Raw genomic sequence first — 17,057 nt, forward strand, 5'->3', positions numbered from 1 at the left:
CCCTGGGAGTGGATTAGCCAGGCCTTAAGGGAGACTTAAGGAGTCATGGTGATCCACTCACCGTGATCGGCTTCGAGCGGTACGTCACTACAGGTCAGGATGCCCGATGGCCTCCTCGTTGCCGTACGCATATGCCACGACGCCCTCCGGGAATGCCTGTTTTCCGGAGGGCGTTTTCCCGCGGAACGGCCCGGAGGGGTGGGTCGGCCGTCCATGATGGGTGCATGGCGGGCCTGGAGGGTGTGGAACAGCCGCGGCAGCGCAGCAGCGCTTCGGCCGGGCGGCTGACGGCGGCTCTTGAGGACGAACAGGGCCTCAAGGCGCTGGAGTTGTACGGGAATCCCGCCGAGGCGGAAGTGACGTTGCCGTCGATGCCCGAGTCCGCGAGCACGGCCCGCCGGCTCACCCAGTGCGTGGTGGTCCGGCTGTGGGGCCTCTCGCCCCAGATCGCCGAGCACGCCGTCCTCTTGGTCTCCGAGCTCGTCGGCAACGCCGTACGGCATACGGGGGCCCGGTCCTTCGGGTTACGGATGCTGCGCCGGCGCGGCTGGATCCGCGTCGAGGTGCGCGACCCCTCGCGCGGGCTGCCCTGCCTGATGCCGGTCCACGAACTGGACACGACCGGCCGGGGGCTGTTCCTCGTGGACAAGCTCTCCGACCGCTGGGGTGCGGACCTCCTGCCGCGCGGCAAGATCACCTGGTTCGAGATGCGGGTCGCGGACCGCTAGCCCTCGAACGCCAGAAACCCCCTGTCGCCGTGGTGGGCGCTGTGGGGGTTTCATGGGTGCGCCGAGGATCGAAGGGGGTGTGATCCTCGGCGTGGAGACTTCGCTCGGGTCAACGGGAAGCCGTGGTTCCGACTATGGCAGACGAGGCCTCAAATGCCAAAAGTCTCAACTCGGACATAAGTGTGGATACCCTAAGAGTTTCCACCTAAATCCTAGGTGAGGTGGGCCACTCGCCTCGTAATCGATGAATAAATATCGACCGCTGGGTGTAATTCGTTGATCGGATAGCGGACGCCCGGCAGTGTGGCTGCATCCGTCGAAGGTTCTAAATTGGGTCAATCGTTATCTTTTGCGACATCACCCCCTTAAATGGGCAGGTGCTCTGTGACCCGGACCGACGATCCGCTCTCCGCGCCGGGGCGGCGGTCGCCGCCGGCGCCCTCACCTCGGCCTGCGGCACGGGCGGCCGTACCGCCCCCGCGCCCGCCGCCACCGCCCCCGCACCCGCCAAGGCGCCGGCCGCCGCCCCCGCCCCGCGCCGCTTCGCCGGGCAGCCCGTGGAGATCGGGCACGGTCCCCGCGACCGCCCCCGCGTCGCCCTCACCTTCCACGGCAACGGCGACCCCGCCATCGCCAAGGCCGTCCTCGCCGAGGCCGAGAAGGGGGGCGCGCGCGTCACCGTCCTGGCCATCGGCGCCTGGCTCGACGACCACCCGGAGATGGCCCGCCGGATCCTGGACGGCGGCCACGAACTCGGCAACCACACCCAGCGCCACCTCGCCGTCAACACCATGCCCGAGGCGGAGGCCTACGCCGAGATCACCGGCTGCGCGCAGCGGCTCAAGCGGCTCACCGGCTCCATCGGCACCTGGTTCCGCCCCTCCCAGGCCCAGTACGCGACCCCGCTCGTGCGGACCCTCGCCCAGCGGGCCGGTTACCCGCACGTCCTCTCGTACGACGTGGACTCCCTCGACTTCACCTCGCCCGGCGCCGCGGCCGTCGTCCGCACCGTCACCGGGACGATCCGCAACGGATCGGTGGTGAGCCTGCACTTCGGCTACGCGGACACGGTCGCCGCGATGCCGCCCCTCCTCGAAGAACTCGCGCGCCGCAAGCTGCGCGCGGTGACCACCTCGGAGCTGCTGACTTCATGACGACCAACCGCCTTCCCCGGAAGGCCACCGCGCTGCTCGCCGGACTGGTCCTCGCCGCCCTGGCCGGCTGTGGAGCCGGCGACAAGGACATGACCGAGGCGCTCGGCTCCAAGGGCCCGGCCGAGCCGGCCAAGGCGATCCCGGCCGTGCCGCCCGGCCTGGCGGGGATGCCGCCCCTCCTCGACCCCCACGACGTCTACGCGGCCGACCGCCCGAACAAACTCTCCCCGGTGGTCAAGGACTTCCCCTCCCGCGTGTACGTGCCGAACACCACCTCCAACACGGTGTCCGTCATCGACCCGGCGACGTACGAGGTCATCGACACGATCCCGGTCGGCGTCCAGCCCCAGCACGTGGTCCCGTCCTGGGACATGAAGACCCTGTGGGTCAACAACAACCGCGGCCACACGCTCACCCCGATCGACCCGGCCACCGGCGAGGCCGGCGAGCCGGTGGAGGTGCACGACCCGTACAACCTGTACTTCACGCCGAACGGCAAGTACGCCGTCGTGATGGCCTCCATGGACCGCGAGCTGGTCTTCCGCGATCCGCACACCATGGACCGGGTGAAGACCGTTCCGGTGACCTGCCTCGGCGTCAATCACGCGGACTTCTCCGCCGACGGCCGTTACTTCATCGTGAGCTGCGAGTTCTCCGGCGAACTGCTCAAGGTCGACACCGAGCGGATGGAGGTCGTCGGCCAGCAGAAACTGCCGTTCGAGGGCGCGATGCCGCAGGACGTCAAGATCTCCCCGGACGGGAAGACATTCTACGTCGCGGACATGATGGCGCACGGCATGTGGGTGTTCAGCGGCGAGAAGTTCGACATCCCGAAGCTGCTGCCCACCGGCAAGGGCTGCCACGGCCTGTACATCAGCCGCGACTCGAAGGAGATGTACGTGTCCAACCGCGGCGAGGGCACCATCTCGGTCTTCGACTTCAAGGCGAAGGACCTCACCAAGAAGTGGGAACTCCCGGGCGGAGGCAGCCCCGACATGGGCGGGGTCTCCGCCGACGGCAAGGTGCTGTGGCTGTCCGGCCGCTACAACTCCGAGGTCTACGCGATCGACACGCGTTCCGGTCAGCAACTGGCCCGGATCCCGGTGGGCGGCGGCCCCCACGGGCTCGCCGTCTACCCGCAGCCCGGCCGCTACTCGCTGGGGCACACCGGCATCTTCCGGTAAGGCGGAGTGCCCCGGGAGCTCGCACAGCTCCCGGGACACCGTCATGGACTCGCCCGCCTGTCGCCCTGTCGCCTGCCGGCTACCGCCTACCAGGCGACCGGGAGCCGTTCCGGCAGCCGCTTGATGAAGCCCGTGCGCCAGACGAGATTCTCCGCCGGCACCGCCAGCCGCAGCTCCGGCAGCCGCTCCACCAGCACCTCCAGCGCGATCTCGGCATGCGCCCGCCCCAGCGCGGAGGCCGGGCAGAAGTGCCGGCCGGCGCCGAAGGCCAGGTTGGCGTTCGGGCTCTCCCGCTCCAGGTCCAGCTCGTCCGGGTTCTCGAAGGCCTCCGGGTCGTAGTTGGCCCCCTCCAGGAGTACGAGGACCAGCTCGCCCTCCTTCACCAGCACGTCGCCGACCTGGACGTCCGCCAGGGCGATCCGCGGCAGGCCGTCACCGACGGACAGGTTCCACCGCAGCAGCTCGTCCACGGCCCTGCCCATGCGCTCGGGATGCTCGCGCAGGTACCCGATCAGCTCCGGCTTCTGGAGCAGCGCGAGGACCGCGAGCACCAGGAACGCGGACGTGGACACCGCGCCCGCCCCGAAGAGCGAGACGGCGACGGTCGCGAACATCTCGTCCGTCAGGTGCGCCGAGTCGGGGTCGGCCTCCTTCAGCCCGGCGAACCGTCCGAGGAGCCCCGTACGCTCCTCGGCGGGCAGCGCGAGCTGCGCGTTCAGCTGGTCGGCGAAGTAGCCGACGTCCTTGTACCAGTTGAGCGCCGAGTCGGGGAACGGCTCGCGAGCGGTCATGAACGCGACGTCCAGCCCCGACATCAGGCGGCGCCAGTCATCGAACGGCACCCCCAGCACCTGGCAGTGCAGGGCCGCCGAGAAGGGGTCGGCGAACCCCGCCCGGAGGTCTGCGGGGCCGCCTTCGGCGACGATCCCGTCGATGAGCTCGCCGGCTGTGGCGCGCAGCCAGTCCTGAAGGCCGCCCTGGCGCGGATTGAGCGCCTTCATCACCGCGTTGCGCAGGCCGGCGCTGTTGATGTTGCCCATGTTGTTGACGACCTCGGGCGGGATCGTCAGCGCGTACTGCCGCGGGACACCGGCGTTCGCCGTGTCCTTGAGGCTGAAACGCTCGTCCTCCAGGACCTGCTTGGCCAGCGCGTAGCTGCTCACCAGCCAGGCCGGGTCCCCGGTCAGGGTGCGGACCTTCGCGACCGGTGCCTTCTCGCGCAGCCAGGCGCACTCCTCCGGGAGGACGTCACCGCGCCGCGAGAGCGGGAAGTCGAGGAGTGCGTCACCGGTTCCCCCGGGCCCTTCGGCCTCCCGTTCCTCAAGCTGCTCGACGCTCATCGACGTTCCTTTCGGCTGGTGCGTGGTCCGTGTCCGTGTCCGTGGCCGGCGACGCGGGCCGCGCGGCCCCGGCGGTGCCGGGCCGCACGACGGCGTACGCCTGGTTGCGGGTCGCGCGCAGGCCCCCGCCGCGCGCGAAGAGGACATCCGTCAGCGGCATCTTGACGTGGTACGCCGCCACGGAGGACGGCACGTCGAGAATGCTCGGGGTGTCCACGAAGAAGGGCAGCTCGGCTGCCATGTAATCGAAACAGACCTGCAACTGTTCGTCCGTGATGGATCCACCTTCCGGCAACTTTGAACCCACGAAGTGAAGGGCCATTTCCTCGCAGCCCTTGCGGAATTCATCATCTGTTTCCAGAAAGTGCAGTACGCGCCTGTGCAGGAGCTGATAAACGGGGTTCGACTGGAACTCCGAAAGTGCCCTCACGCGGATCTCGGCCCGTGGCGGTCCTGATTCCTCCACGCCCTTGAGAATCCGTCGCCGGACCGCCTTGATCTCCTTCGTCGCGCGCTTCTCCGCATGCTCCGGCGTGTAGCCGAACGCGGCGAACATCCGGTCGACGTGGAGGTCTGCGTAGACGAAGTCGACCTGCGCGAAGCGGGCGGTGGCCCACTGGGCGAGACCGGTGATGCGCTCGGAACTGAAGTAGCTGTTTCCAGGACTCACTCCGATGAGCACATGGTCGCCGTCTTCCCAGATATGGCGGCAAGTGCGTGTGAAGGGCAGAACTTCGAATGATGCGTCGGCTGTGATCGTCACCTGTGTGATCGCCCTTGTTGCCGCATGTCCCTGGGAGCCCTGCGCTCCCGGTGTGGCGGCAATGTCGCTACGTTATGCCGTGGCCCCGGAGCGTGACAAGCCCAGGTCTGATTTGTTGGCTGGAATTGCCGCTTCCGCATTGCGGAAGGGTAATTGAATTTATATCTGCCGGCCGAACGGGACCCGAGGAACGGCCCGGCGCCCGGTGCCGCTACCCTGGGCCGGTCAACAAGCACCAAGAAGGGGTGGACCCAGTGGCGGACATCGAGAACGCGCGGGCGACGTTCGGCAAGTTCGACGTGAACGGTGACGGCTTCGTCACGGCCGACGAGTTCCGTGGGGCCATGGCGGAGATGGGCGACCCGTTCGTCACCGGCCCGGTCGCGGACGCCGTCATCGCCTCCAAGGACGCGAACGGCGACGGCCTGCTGAGCTTCGACGAGTTCTGGGCCTCCCTCAACAAGTAAGCCCCGCGCCTCCCCCCGCCTGCCCCCACTGCCGGGGCGGGCCGGGGGCGCCTGGCCCGGCGGGCCTCAGGCCGCGCCGTCGGGCCCGGCCGCCGGGCGGGCGGAGTCCTCGTCCCCGGGGATATCCCCGGCGCTACCCCCGGCGATGTCCTCGACCTCGTCGAGGGCCTCTTCCAGCCAGGTGAGCCAGAAGGTCTCCAGGGCGATGCCGCCGCGCAGCACCAGCCGGTGCAGCCGGTCCTCGGCGGACTCCCGGCCCGGCGGGAAGTCCTTCGCCTCGATGGCCTCGTACGTCTCCAACTGCCGCCGGTGCAGCCCCAGGTGCCGCCGCAGCTCCGCGCCCAGCCCCTGCGGCCCCACCACGGCGGCCGCCCGGATCCGCAGCAGCAGCGGATCCCGGACGGCCTTGGGGTCCTGGCGCTCGCCGACCCACCGGGCGAGTTCCGCGCTGCCCGCGGGCAGTACCTCGTACTCCTTCTTCTGCCCCCGCACGGGCACCTCGCTGGGCAGCGCCCGGATCAGCCCGGCCTCCTCCAGCCGGCCGAGCTCGCGGTAGATCTGCTGGTGCGTCGCGGACCAGAAGTACCCGATCGACTTGTCGAACCGCCGGGTCAGCTCCAGCCCGGACGAGGGCTTTTCGAGCAGGGCGGTGAGGATGGCGTGCGGGAGCGACATGCGGCCATCTTAGGTTTTGCGGGAGTTCGGGAGTTCGCGGAGACCGGGCACGGCGATCCCGCCCGCCCGGGCCTCCGTACGACCTTGTCCGCGCGACCCCAGGCCTACGCCCAAGCGGCGAGCGCCTCCGGGGTCTTCGGGCCCGCCGCGTCCGCGCCGAGCAGGGCGCGGGCCCGCAGGAACGAGGTCACCGCCGGGGACCATGCCTGGCGCAGGCCCGCCGAGGCCAGCAGCTCCGGGTCCGAGAGCAACTCCCGCGCCGGACCGACGCGGATGCCCGACGGGGTCAGTACCGCCGCGTCGTCGGCCCAGCGGACCGCGAGGTCCACGTCGTGCGTGGCCATGACGACCGTGGTACCGGCCGCGCGCAGGCGCGCCAGGACGTCCAGCAGGCGTTCCTGCCCGTCCGGGTCCAGGCCCGCCGTCGGCTCGTCCAGGATCAGCACGCGCGGCGCCATCGCCACCGCCCCCGCGATCGCCGCCCGCTTGCGCTGGCCGTACGAGAGCAGGTGCGTCGGGCGGTCCCGCAGCGCGGTGATGTCCAGCGCCGCGAGCGCCGAGTCCACCCGCGCCCGGACCTCCTCGGCGGGCAGGCCCATGTTCATCGGGCCGAAGGAGACGTCCTGTTCGACCGATGCCGCGAACAGCTGGTCGTCCGGGTCCTGGACCACCAGCTGGACCGAGGTCCGCAGCCGGGTCAGCCCGGCCCTGTCGTACGCCACCGCCGTGCCGTCGAGCCGCAGTTCGCCCGGCACCGGCCGCAGACCCCCGCTCAGCATCCGCATCAGCGTGGTCTTGCCGCTGCCGTTGCGGCCCAGCAGGACCAGCGCCCGGCCCTCCGCGATACCGAAGTCCACGCCGGACAGCACCACCGGCCCGTCCTCGTACGCGTAGCCCGCGCCGACCAGCTCTACCAACCGCGTCACAGAAAGCGCTCCTTGAGTACGAGAGTGACGGCGATCAGGGTGCCCAGCAGGGCCCCCGAGGCCGCGAGGAACCGCCACGACAGCGTGGACTGCGGCACCAGCACCCGCAGCGTGCCGTCATAGCCCCGCCCGGCCAGCCCCTCCTGGAGCCGCCCCGCGCGGTCGAAGGCCCGTACGAACGAGGTCGCGGCGAGCCCGGCCAGCGAGCGCCACAGCGCGGCCCGGCCGGTATCCCCGAGCCGGGCCGCCTGGGCCCGCCGGACCTGGGCGATCGAGTCCAGCAGCAGGAACCCGATCCGGTACATCACCAGCGCCACGTCCACCACGGGGGCCGGGACCCCCGCCCGGACCAGCCGGGGCAGCAGGTCCGAGACCGGGGTGGTGAAGGCGAACAGCAGCACGCCGAGCGAGGCCGCCGAGGTCCGCAGGAGCAGCTCCGCCGCGTGCCGGGGCCCGTCCGGGGCCGCGGAGATCAGGCCCGCCGGACCGCCCACGGCGAACAGCAGCGGCAGCGCCCCGGTGAAGCAGAACGCCAGCGGGATCCGGAAGGCCCGCCAGAGCTGGCGCCCGGCCACGCCGGCGGGCCCGAGCAGCACGGCGAGCGTGGCGGCGGCCACCAGCGGCCCGCCCGGCCACGGCGGCAGTGACACCGCGGTGACCGTAAGGCCGAGGCCGAGCAGGGCCTTCTCCAGCGGGTGGCGGCGGCGCCAGCGGCTGGAGTGTGCCGCCACATCGATCGGCAGCACCGCCCTAACGCTCCGCGCCGGTCGCGAAGTCAGGCCGGCCGGCGGCCCGGCCGGCGCCCGCGCCCGCGTCCGCGTCCGGGCCTGGGCCCGCGCCCGCGCCCGCTTCCGCTTCCGCGTCCAGGGCCGCGCCCGCGTCCGGGTCCGGGCCCGAGCCCGCGACGTGCACCGGCTTCCCGGTGGCGGATGCCGTGGCCGTGCCGGGTTCCGCATCCGCCGGGGCGGCCGTGCCTGCCGTTGCCGCCGTGCCGGTGACCAGGGGCGTGGGGGCGGCCGTGCCTGGCATTGCCGCCGTGGCGGTGGCGGTGGCGGTGGCGGTGGCCGGGGGCGCGGTCGCGCCCGGGCCCGATGCCGACTCATTCCCGGCGGCGGATGCCGTGGCCGTGTCGGCTTCCGCATCCGCCGGGGCAGCCGTGCCCGGTGTCGCCACCGTGCCGGTGGCCGGGGGCGCGGTGGCGGACGGGACCGGTGGCGACGCCGAGGCGGTGTCCGCATCCGTGGGGGCGGCCGGGACCGGTGGCGCCGCCGGGGCGGTGGCCGGGGCCGCACTGGTACCCGTCATGGCCGCGGCAGCGGAGCGGCGGCCCTTGCGGACGCCGAAGTAGTACGCGAGCACGCCCGCGCCGAGCGCCGCCTGCAACGCGAACAGCGCCGATTCGATCTCCGCGGACGGGGGCTCGTACAGCGGCGAGAACCACGGCTCGTAGTCCGGCTTGAGCTCGGTGATCGCCGCCTCCGCCTGCGCGTCGGCGCCCGCGAACGGCTCCTCCTCGCCCTCGCCCAGCCCGAGCGCGAGCGGGAGTACGGCCAGCGCCGCCACCAGGAGCACCAGCAGGGTGTTGATCTTCGCGTTCCGGCTCATCAGACCGTCGCCTCCCGCGCGTTCGGCTCGTTCCCGGTACGGGCGGTCGTGAGCTTCGCGACGCCCAGCCGGACCAGGTCCGACGTGCTCGACCGCATCAGCAGCCGCATCACGAGGACGGTCAGCAGGCCCTCGCTCACCGCGAGCGGAACCTGCGTGACCGCGAAGATCCCCCCGAACTTCGCGAGCGCGCCGGGGAAGCCGGTGCCCGGGTCCGGGAAGGCCAGCGCGAGCTGCACGGAGGTCACGCAGTAGGTGACCAGGTCGGCGAAGAAGGCGCCGAAGAAGACGGTCACCATCAGCGGGGCGCCGAACTTCCGCAGCAGCCGGTAGACGGCGTATCCCGCCCAGGGGCCGGCGATCGCCATGGAGAAGACGTTCGCGCCGAGCGTGGTCAGGCCGCCGTGCGCCAGCAACAGCGCCTGGAACAGCAGGGTGATCGTGCCGAGCACCGCCATGACCGGCGGCCGGAACAGGATCGCACCGAGCCCCGTCCCGGTCGGGTGCGAGCAACTGCCCGTCACGGACGGGATCTTGAGCGCGGACAGGACGAACGTGAACGCGCCGGACGCGCCGAGCAGCAGCGTGCTCTCCGGGTTGGCCTTCACCTCGCGGGTGAGGGCGCGGACACCGTGGATGACGAAGGGGGCGGACGCGGCGCCCCAGGCGGCCGCGTGCAGCGGGGGCAGAAAGCCCTCGGCGATATGCATGAGTGGGGAGACCTCTCCAGCACCTCGTGGATGGACAACGCGCCCCGGCCGGTCTCCTGGCTCACGGGTGCTGACGTCCTGGCTCCGCCTTCCCGGGCGCGTACGGTCTCCCGCGCGAGCCCAGTGGCTTCCCGTTGGGGGCACCTCCCAGACGGAGTCTGGGGGAGATGGAGCCGGACTTCCCGATCACAGTGGCGAGGGCCGCACCGGTTTCCCACCGGTTTCCCGAACACCAAGGCCCGATGACACTAGTCGGCCGCGCGGACAGGCACCAACCCGCTTCGATCATCCCCGGACGGGCGCGATCCGGTGGCGGCCGCGCCCGCCGTTGCGCAGGCTGGAGGCGTGGCCGACACCGAGACGCAGAATGTGGACACCTTCGACTACTCAGACCTCTCCGCCGTCTACGTGAACTGCACGCTCAAGCGATCGCCCGAGACCAGCAACACCGGGGGCCTGATCGACAAGAGCCGCGCCGTCATGGAGTCGGCCGGCGCCCGGACCAGCCTCATCCGGGCCGTCGACCACGACATCGCCACCGGCGTCTGGCCGGACATGACCGAACACGGCTGGGAGACCGACCAGTGGCCGGTGCTCTACAGCCAGATCATGGACGCCGACATCCTGGTGCTGTGCGGGCCCATCTGGCTCGGCGACAACAGCTCCGTCATGAAGCAGGTCATCGAGCGGCTCTACGCCTGTTCCTCACTCCTCAACGACCAGGGCCAGTACGCCTATTACGGCCGGGTCGGCGGCGCCCTGATCACCGGCAACGAGGACGGCGTCAAACACTGCGCCATGAACGTCCTCTACAGCCTCCAGCACCTGGGCTACGCGATCCCGCCGCAGGCCGACGCGGGCTGGATCGGCGAGGCGGGCCCCGGTCCCTCGTACCTCGACCCGGGCTCGGGCGGCCCCGAGAACGACTTCACCAACCGGAACACGGCCTTCATGTCCTGGAACCTCATGCACCTCGCCGCGCTGCTCAAGCGGGCGGGCGGGGTGCCGGCGCACGGGAACCAGCGCTCGCTGTGGGACGCGGGCTGCCGCTTCGACTTCCCGAACCCGGAGCACCGGTAGCGCTCGGGCCTGCCCCTGGGCCTGACGGCCGCCCGGCGGCGGGGAAGGCGGCGCAGAAGGTGGCGGGGGCCCGGCGTGTGCGACGACGCCGGGCCCCCGCACCGGCTCAGCACACGTTGCGGTGCGCGATGTCCAGCACGAACCGCTCGGGCCCGTGCAGCTTGAAGGACTTGTAGGCGGGCTTGGTGTCGAAGGCGGCGCCGAAGGTGACGTACCCCTCGTAGTCGCCGGTCATGGCCATGCCCTTGAGGCTTGACCCGGTGTCGCGGAGCGTCACCGCACCGCTACACTTCTCTCACGGGGCTGCGAGCGAGAAGGCACGAACCACACGTCGGTGGGGACACGGTTGTTTTGCCAGGACCAGCCCGATACGGATTTGGCTCGCCCATAGGTGGGTCTCGGCGACTCCCTCGCCCCTCGGGGCGTGTGGTAGCGGGGCGCAGTCAACCGCCCCAGGACCAGCGCAAGCTGGTTCCGGACGCAGGGGACCACGCGGCAGCCAGTCGCGCTCTACTTGCAAGCTCGGCCCTTTAGGGTCGATTAGTTGACAGACGGGGACCGGTGTCACGGACACGCCCGGCAGCCGCGCGGTTCCGCTGGATCCGGAAATCCACCCTCCGGATGCGAGAAACCCCACCGGGTGGGATTCCGGTGGGGCTCCTCGGGTGCCGGTCAGGGCGGAAAGCAGGTGGTCAGCACTCGATGACGTTGACCGCGAGGCCGCCGCGCGCGGTCTCCTTGTACTTGACCTTCATGTCGGCGCCGGTCTCCTTCATGGTCTTGATGACCTTGTCGAGGGAGACCTTGTGGCTGCCGTCGCCGCGCATCGCCATCTTGGCCGCGGTGACGGCCTTGACCGCCGCCATGCCATTGCGCTCGATGCACGGGATCTGGACCAGGCCGCCGACCGGGTCGCAGGTGAGGCCGAGGTTGTGCTCCATGCCGATCTCGGCCGCGTTCTCGACCTGCTCCGGGGTGCCGCCCAGGACCTCGGCGAGGGCGCCGGCCGCCATCGAGCAGGCCGAGCCGACCTCGCCCTGGCAGCCGACCTCGGCGCCGGAGATCGAGGCGTTCTCCTTGAACAGCATGCCGATCGCGCCCGCCGCGAGGAGGAAGCGGACCACGCCGTCCTCGTCCGCGCCGGGGACGAAGTTCATGTAGTAGTGCAGGACCGCCGGAAGGACGCCGGCCGCTCCGTTGGTCGGGGCGGTTACCACGCGCCCGCCCGCCGCGTTCTCCTCGTTGACCGCCATCGCGTAGATCGTCGCCCACTCGCTGCGGTGCAGCATCGCGTCGCCCTCGGTCCGCAGCTGGCGGGCCGTGGAGGCCGCGCGGCGCTTGACGCGCAGGCCGCCGGGGAGGATGCCCTCGGTGGACAGGCCGCGCGCGACGCAGGACTGCATGACGCGCCAGATCTCCAGCAGACCCTCGCGGATCTCCTCCTCCGTGCGCCAGGCCTTCTCGTTCTCCAGCATCAGGGAGGAGATGGACAGGCCGGTCTCGTTGGCGAGGCGGAGCATTTCGTCGCCCGACCGGAAGGGGTACTTCAGGACGGTGTCGTCGAGCTTGATCCGGTCCTCGCCCACCGCGTCCTCGTCCACGACGAAGCCGCCGCCGACCGAGTAGTACGTCTTCTCCAGCAGCGGGGTCCCGGCGGCGTCGTACGCGAAGAGCGTCATGCCGTTCGCGTGGTACGGGAGCGACCGGCGGCGGTGCAGGATCAGCTGGTTCGGCTCGTCGAAGGCGATCTCGTGCGCGCTGCCTATCTCGGTGCCCAGGAGGCGCAGGCGGCCGCTCCGGCGGATGCGCTCCACCTCGTCGTCCGCGGTCTCCACGTTCACCGTGCGCGGGGAGTGGCCCTCCAGACCCAGCAGCACCGCCTTCGGGGTGCCGTGGCCGTGGCCGGTGGCGCCCAGCGAGCCGAAGAGCTCGGCGCGCACGGACGCGGTCTGGGCGAGAGCCCCGTCCTTCTTCAGGCGGGTCACGAACATGCGCGCAGCCCGCATCGGACCGACCGTGTGGGAGGAAGACGGGCCGATGCCGATGGAGAAGAGGTCGAAGACGGAGATGGCCACTGGCGGACTCCCTTGTCTGCTCGTGGGGTGGGAGGGGCGAGAGCGGTCGATTGTTCGGATTTTGTCCGACAGTCGAGCTTAACGTGGCAAAGTGAACGGTTCGGGTCATAGGGAAGGCCCGGCCCTGTGAGAAACAAGGCCGGGCCCCCCTAGCCGTTGCCCTAGAGCGTCGGGTACAGCGGGAACTTCGCGGCGAGCGCCGAAACGCGCGCCTTGAGGTCCTCGGCGTCGTAGGCCGGCTTCAGGGCCGACGCGATGATCTCGGCGACCTCGGTGAAGTCCTCGGCGCCGAAACCGCGCGTGGCCAGGGCCGGCGTACCGATCCGCAGACCCGAGGTGACCATCGGCGGCCGCGGGTCGTTCGGGATGGCGTTCCGGTTGACCGTGATGCCGACCTCGTGGAGCCGGTCCTCGGCCTGCTGGCCATCCAGCTCGGAGTTGCGCAGGTCGACCAGGACCAGGTGCACGTCCGTGCCGCCGGAGAGGACGGAGACGCCGACCTCGGTGACGTCGGACTGGACCAGGCGCTCGGCGATGATCTTCGCGCCCTCCAGGGTGCGCTCCTGGCGCTCCTTGAACTCGGGCGAGGCCGCGATCTTGAACGAGACCGCCTTGGCCGCGATCACGTGCTCCAGCGGACCGCCCTGCTGGCCCGGGAAGACCGCGGAGTTGATCTTCTTGGCCAGCTCCTGCGTCGACAGGATGACACCGCCGCGCGGACCGCCGAGGGTCTTGTGCGTGGTGGTGGTGACGACGTGGGCGTGCGGCACCGGGTTCGGGTGCAGACCCGCGGCGACCAGGCCGGCGAAGTGTGCCATGTCGACCATCAGGTACGCGCCGACCTCGTCCGCGATCCGGCGGAAGGCGGCGAAGTCCAGCTGGCGCGGGTACGCGGACCAGCCGGCGATGATCAGCTGCGGCTTGGACTCCTTGGCGAGGCGCTCGACCTCGGCCATGTCCACCTGGCCCGACTCGTCGACGTGGTACGGGACCACGTTGTAGAGCTTGCCGGAGAAGTTGATCTTCATGCCGTGGGTCAGGTGACCGCCGTGGGCCAGGTTCAGGCCCATGATCGTGTCGCCCGGCTTCAGCAGCGCGAACATCGCGGCCGCGTTGGCCTGCGCGCCCGAGTGCGGCTGCACGTTCGCGGCCTCGGCGCCGAACAGCGCCTTGATCCGGTCGATCGCGATCTGCTCGACGACGTCGACGTGCTCGCAGCCGCCGTAGTAGCGGCGGCCCGGGTAGCCCTCGGCGTACTTGTTGGTGAGGACCGAGCCCTGGGCCTCCATGACGGCGACCGGAGCGAAGTTCTCCGACGCGATCATTTCCAGGGTCGACTGCTGGCGGACGAGCTCGGCGTCGACGGCGGCGGCGACGTCGGGGTCGAGCTCGTGGAGCGGGGTGTTCAGTACGGACATCAGGATCCCCTGGGGTCAGTTACCGGCGGTGAGGGCGGTGTACTCGTCGGGGGTGAGCACGTCCTTCGGCTCCTCCGAGAGGCGCACCTTGAACAGCCAGCCACCCGCGAACGGGGCGGTGTTCACCAGCGCCGGGTCGTCCACCACGTCCTGGTTGGCCTCGACGACCTCGCCGGAGACGGGGGAGTACAGGTCGCTGACCGACTTGGTCGACTCCAGCTCGCCACAGGTCTCGCCCTCGGTCACGGTCTCGCCGACCTCGGGGAGCTGGGCGTAGACGACGTCACCGAGCGCGTTGGCCGCGAACTCCGTGATGCCGACCGTCGCGACGCCGTCCACGGCGTCCGACAGCCACTCGTGCTCCTTGGTGTAACGCAGCTGCTGGGGGGTGCTCATGACCTGATTCTCCTGGATGCGGGGGAGTGACAACGAACAGCGGTCTCGAGTGCTGAGACTCGGACCGGTCTACTGAGAGTGCTGCGGGGCTACTTCTGCCGCTTGTAGAACGGCAGAGCCACCACCTCGTACGGCTCATGCGTACCGCGAATGTCGACGCCGACGCCGGAGGTGCCGGGCGCGGCGTGCGCCGCGTCCACGTACGCCATCGCGATCGGCTTGCCCAGCGTCGGGGACGGGGCGCCCGAGGTGACCTCGCCGATGACCTGTCCGCCGGCCACGACGGGGAACCCGGCGCGCGGGACGCGGCGGCCCTCGGCGATCAGGCCGACCAGCTTGCGCGGCGGGTTGGTGGCGGCGTGCTCGGCGGCCGCCTCCAGGGCGGCGCGGCCGACGAAGTCGCCCTCCTTCTCGAACTTCACGACCCGGCCCAGCCCCGCGTCGAACGGGGTGAGGGAGGTGGTCAGCTCGTGCCCGTACAGCGGCATGCCCGCCTCCAGGCGCAGGGTGTCGCGGCAGGACAGGCCGGCCGGGACCAGGCCGACGCCCTCGCCGGCCTTGGTCAGCGCCTGCCACAGCTCGACGGCGTGCTCGGGGGAGACGAACAGCTCGAAGCCGTCCTCGCCGGTGTAGCCGGTACGGGCGATCAGCGCGGGCACGCCCGCGACGGTGCCCGGCAGGCCGGCGTAGTACTTCAGCCCGTCCAGGTCGGCGTCGGTGAGGGACTTCAGGATGCCGGGGGACTCGGGGCCCTGGACGGCGATCAGCGCGTAGGCGTCGCGGTCGTCGCGGACCTCGGTGTCGAAGCCGGCGGCGCGCTCGGTCAGGGCGTCCAGGACGACCTGGGCGTTGGAGGCGTTCGCGACGACCATGAACTCGGTCTCGCCCAGGCGGTAGACGATCAGGTCGTCGATGATCCCGCCGTCCTCCTGGCAGATGTGCGTGTAGCGGGCCCGGCCGACGCCGACGGTGGAGATGTTGCCGACCAGCGCGTAGTCCAGGGCCTTGACGGCCTCGGGGCCGGCCAGGGTGATCTCACCCATGTGGGACAGGTCGAACAGGCCGGCCTTGGTGCGGACGGCGTTGTGCTCGTCGCGCTCGCTGGCGTACCGCAGCGGCATGTCCCAGCCCGCGAAGTCGGTCATGGTCGCACCGAGCGAGCGGTGCAGCGCATCGAGGGCGGTCAGGCGGGGGGCAGTGCTCATGGGTGTGGCTCCCGGGTCCCAGGGCATGACATGACGAGGACGATCCTCCCCATCTGTCATCGGAACCTGAGAGGTTCGCCGAGAGTTCCCTGGAAGGGGGAACGCCGACTTGCACCTTGGGTGGAGCACACGCCGATGCCGTCACGGACGGCGGCGCGGCTCGCTTTTCAGATCTGCCTCATCCACGCGGTACGGGGCCTGAGAGATTCAAGGGAGGTACTTGCTCCTTCGGCGCCCGGACACGGCCTTGCGGCGTGCCGGGACTCTCCCGCGCGGATTCAAGCGGCCGGTATGCAGTTGGTGTCCAGATGGCGCACATCATTGCACGCGGCTGCCGGATATGGGCGAGCGGGGCCCGAAAGTGTGTGCTGATCGAAATATGTGGCCGTTCGGGAGGGCGGGACCGGAACCGGGGTTCCGGTATTACCGTCTCTTTACACTCAGTGGGCATGGGGCCCTGGAGGCCCGTTCTCGGGGGGAGGCGATCACTGTGCGGAGATTCGGAACACTGGCGACGACGGGGACCGTGGACGCGGTTCCGGCGCGGCCCGGCGGGCGGCGCGGGCGCGCGCCGGGGGCGGCCGCCCTGCCCGCGCGGGTCCGGGACCTGCGCGGTGCCGCGGTGCGCGGCCCGCAGTGGCTCCGCTTCGCGGAGGGGGACATCGTCGTGGTGTCCGGACTGCCGGGCGGCGGGAAGAGCACGCTGATCAAGAGGGCCGCGGCGGGCGGGGGCATCGACTCCCAGGACGTCCGCGAGCGCTGGGAGCGGCGGATGCCGGGCGCGCTGCCGTACGCCGTGTACCGGCCGCTGGTCCGGGTCGCGCACTACTGGGGGCTGTGGCGCACGCTCCGCTCCGGCGCCTCGGCGGTGGTCCACGACTGCGGGACGCAGACCTGGGTACGGGGGCTGCTCGCCGGGGCCGCCCGCCGCCGGGGCCGGGCCCTGCACCTGGTGCTCCTGGACACCACCCCCGAGGAGGCCCTGTCCGGCCAGGCGGCGCGGGGCCGGGGCGTGTCCGCGTACGCCTTCGCCCGGCACCGGGGAGCGGTGGCCCGGCTGCTGCGCGCCGCCGAGGCCGGCCGGCTCCCGGCGGGCTGCGCGTCGGTCACGCTGCTGGACCGTGCCTCCGCCGCCGCGGTGACGCGGATCGCGTTCCCCGACTGAGCCGGCCAATCCAGCCTCGCCGGGCCCCTTCAGCCTCGCCGGCCGCATCTAGCCTCGTGTTTGAGGCCTCGCCGGGCCACATCCAGCCTCGCCGGCGTTTGAGGCGCGGGTCCGGGCGGAGCCCGGGGCCCGGCGGAGCCGGGTTCGTCTGAACGGTACGAGAGGA

The 17,057-nt window shown here is 71.1% G+C and carries 18 protein-coding genes and 2 riboswitches; of the genes, 6 read left to right on the forward strand and 12 right to left on the reverse strand.

What is annotated here, in order from left to right:
• Positions 1 to 224 precede the first annotated feature (224 nt).
• From MTF65_RS26720 to MTF65_RS26730, 3 genes are all read left to right on the forward strand, one after another.
• Positions 225 to 728: an ATP-binding protein gene (locus tag MTF65_RS26720; RefSeq protein WP_243631516.1), complete on the forward strand. Its 504-nt coding sequence runs from the start codon at positions 225 to 227 to the stop codon at positions 726 to 728.
• Between the two features lie 377 nt (positions 729 to 1,105).
• Complete coding sequence (locus MTF65_RS26725) at positions 1,106 to 1,882, forward strand: polysaccharide deacetylase family protein (protein WP_243631517.1); 777 nt, start codon at positions 1,106 to 1,108, stop codon at positions 1,880 to 1,882.
• Positions 1,879 to 3,066 (forward strand): YncE family protein, encoded by a 1,188-nt coding sequence (locus tag MTF65_RS26730; RefSeq protein WP_243631518.1) that lies wholly within the window; start codon positions 1,879 to 1,881, stop codon positions 3,064 to 3,066. The genes MTF65_RS26725 and MTF65_RS26730 overlap by 4 nt, the downstream gene beginning before the upstream one ends.
• 86 nt (positions 3,067 to 3,152) lie before the next feature.
• Here the strand turns inward: MTF65_RS26730 and MTF65_RS26735 are convergent, their stop codons facing one another.
• Both MTF65_RS26735 and MTF65_RS26740 read right to left on the reverse strand, forming a co-directional pair.
• Positions 3,153 to 4,406: a cytochrome P450 gene (locus MTF65_RS26735; protein WP_243631519.1), complete on the reverse strand. Its 1,254-nt coding sequence runs from the start codon at positions 4,404 to 4,406 to the stop codon at positions 3,153 to 3,155.
• Positions 4,387 to 5,169, reverse strand: a complete 783-nt coding sequence (locus tag MTF65_RS26740; RefSeq protein ID WP_243631520.1) for a tRNA-dependent cyclodipeptide synthase — start codon at positions 5,167 to 5,169, stop codon at positions 4,387 to 4,389. The genes MTF65_RS26735 and MTF65_RS26740 overlap by 20 nt, the downstream gene beginning before the upstream one ends.
• A 254-nt stretch (positions 5,170 to 5,423) precedes the next feature.
• On the opposite strand from MTF65_RS26740, the gene MTF65_RS26745 reads away from it, so the two are divergent.
• Positions 5,424 to 5,636 (forward strand): EF-hand domain-containing protein, encoded by a 213-nt coding sequence (locus tag MTF65_RS26745; RefSeq protein WP_243631521.1) that lies wholly within the window; start codon positions 5,424 to 5,426, stop codon positions 5,634 to 5,636.
• A 66-nt stretch (positions 5,637 to 5,702) separates the two neighbouring features.
• Here the strand turns inward: MTF65_RS26745 and MTF65_RS26750 are convergent, their stop codons facing one another.
• The 5 genes from MTF65_RS26750 to MTF65_RS26770 form a co-directional block, all read right to left on the reverse strand.
• On the reverse strand, positions 5,703 to 6,311 hold the full coding sequence (locus MTF65_RS26750; RefSeq protein ID WP_243631522.1) for a PadR family transcriptional regulator: 609 nt from the start codon (positions 6,309 to 6,311) through the stop codon (positions 5,703 to 5,705).
• Between the two features lie 104 nt (positions 6,312 to 6,415).
• Positions 6,416 to 7,237 carry an energy-coupling factor ABC transporter ATP-binding protein gene (locus MTF65_RS26755; protein ID WP_243631523.1) on the reverse strand — a complete coding sequence of 274 codons (822 nt, stop codon included), beginning with the start codon at positions 7,235 to 7,237 and terminating at the stop codon, positions 6,416 to 6,418.
• Positions 7,234 to 7,983 carry a cobalt ECF transporter T component CbiQ gene (cbiQ, locus tag MTF65_RS26760; RefSeq protein WP_243631524.1) on the reverse strand — a complete coding sequence of 250 codons (750 nt, stop codon included), beginning with the start codon at positions 7,981 to 7,983 and terminating at the stop codon, positions 7,234 to 7,236. Before cbiQ ends, MTF65_RS26755 begins: the two co-directional genes overlap by 4 nt.
• Positions 7,984 to 7,987: 4 nt before the next feature.
• Positions 7,988 to 8,842 (reverse strand): energy-coupling factor ABC transporter substrate-binding protein, encoded by an 855-nt coding sequence (locus tag MTF65_RS30765; protein ID WP_374207304.1) that lies wholly within the window; start codon positions 8,840 to 8,842, stop codon positions 7,988 to 7,990.
• Complete coding sequence (locus MTF65_RS26770) at positions 8,842 to 9,552, reverse strand: energy-coupling factor ABC transporter permease (RefSeq protein WP_243631525.1); 711 nt, start codon at positions 9,550 to 9,552, stop codon at positions 8,842 to 8,844. The genes MTF65_RS30765 and MTF65_RS26770 overlap by 1 nt, the downstream gene beginning before the upstream one ends.
• Before the next feature lie 28 nt (positions 9,553 to 9,580).
• Positions 9,581 to 9,804: riboswitch (cobalamin riboswitch) on the reverse strand.
• A 93-nt stretch (positions 9,805 to 9,897) separates the two neighbouring features.
• Between MTF65_RS26770 and MTF65_RS26775 the strand changes: the two genes are divergently transcribed.
• A complete protein-coding gene (locus MTF65_RS26775; RefSeq protein WP_243631526.1) occupies positions 9,898 to 10,632 on the forward strand; it encodes a flavodoxin family protein in 735 nt (244 codons plus the stop codon).
• A gap of 106 nt (positions 10,633 to 10,738) precedes the next feature.
• Here MTF65_RS26775 and MTF65_RS26780 read toward each other — a convergent pair whose 3' ends face one another.
• From MTF65_RS26780 to gcvT, 5 genes are all read right to left on the reverse strand, one after another.
• Positions 10,739 to 10,909 (reverse strand): hypothetical protein, encoded by a 171-nt coding sequence (locus tag MTF65_RS26780; protein ID WP_243631544.1) that lies wholly within the window; start codon positions 10,907 to 10,909, stop codon positions 10,739 to 10,741.
• Positions 10,910 to 11,324: 415 nt separating this feature from the next.
• Complete coding sequence (locus tag MTF65_RS26785; protein ID WP_243631527.1) at positions 11,325 to 12,707, reverse strand: L-serine ammonia-lyase; 1,383 nt, start codon at positions 12,705 to 12,707, stop codon at positions 11,325 to 11,327.
• Between the two features lie 161 nt (positions 12,708 to 12,868).
• Complete coding sequence (gene glyA, locus MTF65_RS26790; RefSeq protein WP_243631528.1) at positions 12,869 to 14,125, reverse strand: serine hydroxymethyltransferase; 1,257 nt, start codon at positions 14,123 to 14,125, stop codon at positions 12,869 to 12,871.
• Positions 14,126 to 14,140: 15 nt separating this feature from the next.
• Positions 14,141 to 14,521, reverse strand: a complete 381-nt coding sequence (gcvH, locus tag MTF65_RS26795; RefSeq protein ID WP_243631529.1) for a glycine cleavage system protein GcvH — start codon at positions 14,519 to 14,521, stop codon at positions 14,141 to 14,143.
• 89 nt (positions 14,522 to 14,610) lie between these two features.
• A complete protein-coding gene (gene gcvT / locus MTF65_RS26800; RefSeq protein ID WP_243631530.1) occupies positions 14,611 to 15,726 on the reverse strand; it encodes a glycine cleavage system aminomethyltransferase GcvT in 1,116 nt (371 codons plus the stop codon).
• A gap of 177 nt (positions 15,727 to 15,903) precedes the next feature.
• A riboswitch (glycine riboswitch) is annotated at positions 15,904 to 16,007 on the reverse strand.
• A 203-nt stretch (positions 16,008 to 16,210) separates the two neighbouring features.
• Here gcvT and MTF65_RS26805 point away from each other — a divergent pair.
• The gene (locus tag MTF65_RS26805; RefSeq protein WP_243631543.1) at positions 16,211 to 16,891 is read left to right on the forward strand and encodes an AAA family ATPase; all 681 of its coding nucleotides are present in this window, start codon (positions 16,211 to 16,213) and stop codon (positions 16,889 to 16,891) included.
• Positions 16,892 to 17,057: the final 166 nt, after the last annotated feature.

The organism is Streptomyces sp. APSN-46.1 (genome assembly GCF_022815725.1).
Lineage (GTDB): Bacteria > Actinomycetota > Actinomycetes > Streptomycetales > Streptomycetaceae > Streptomyces.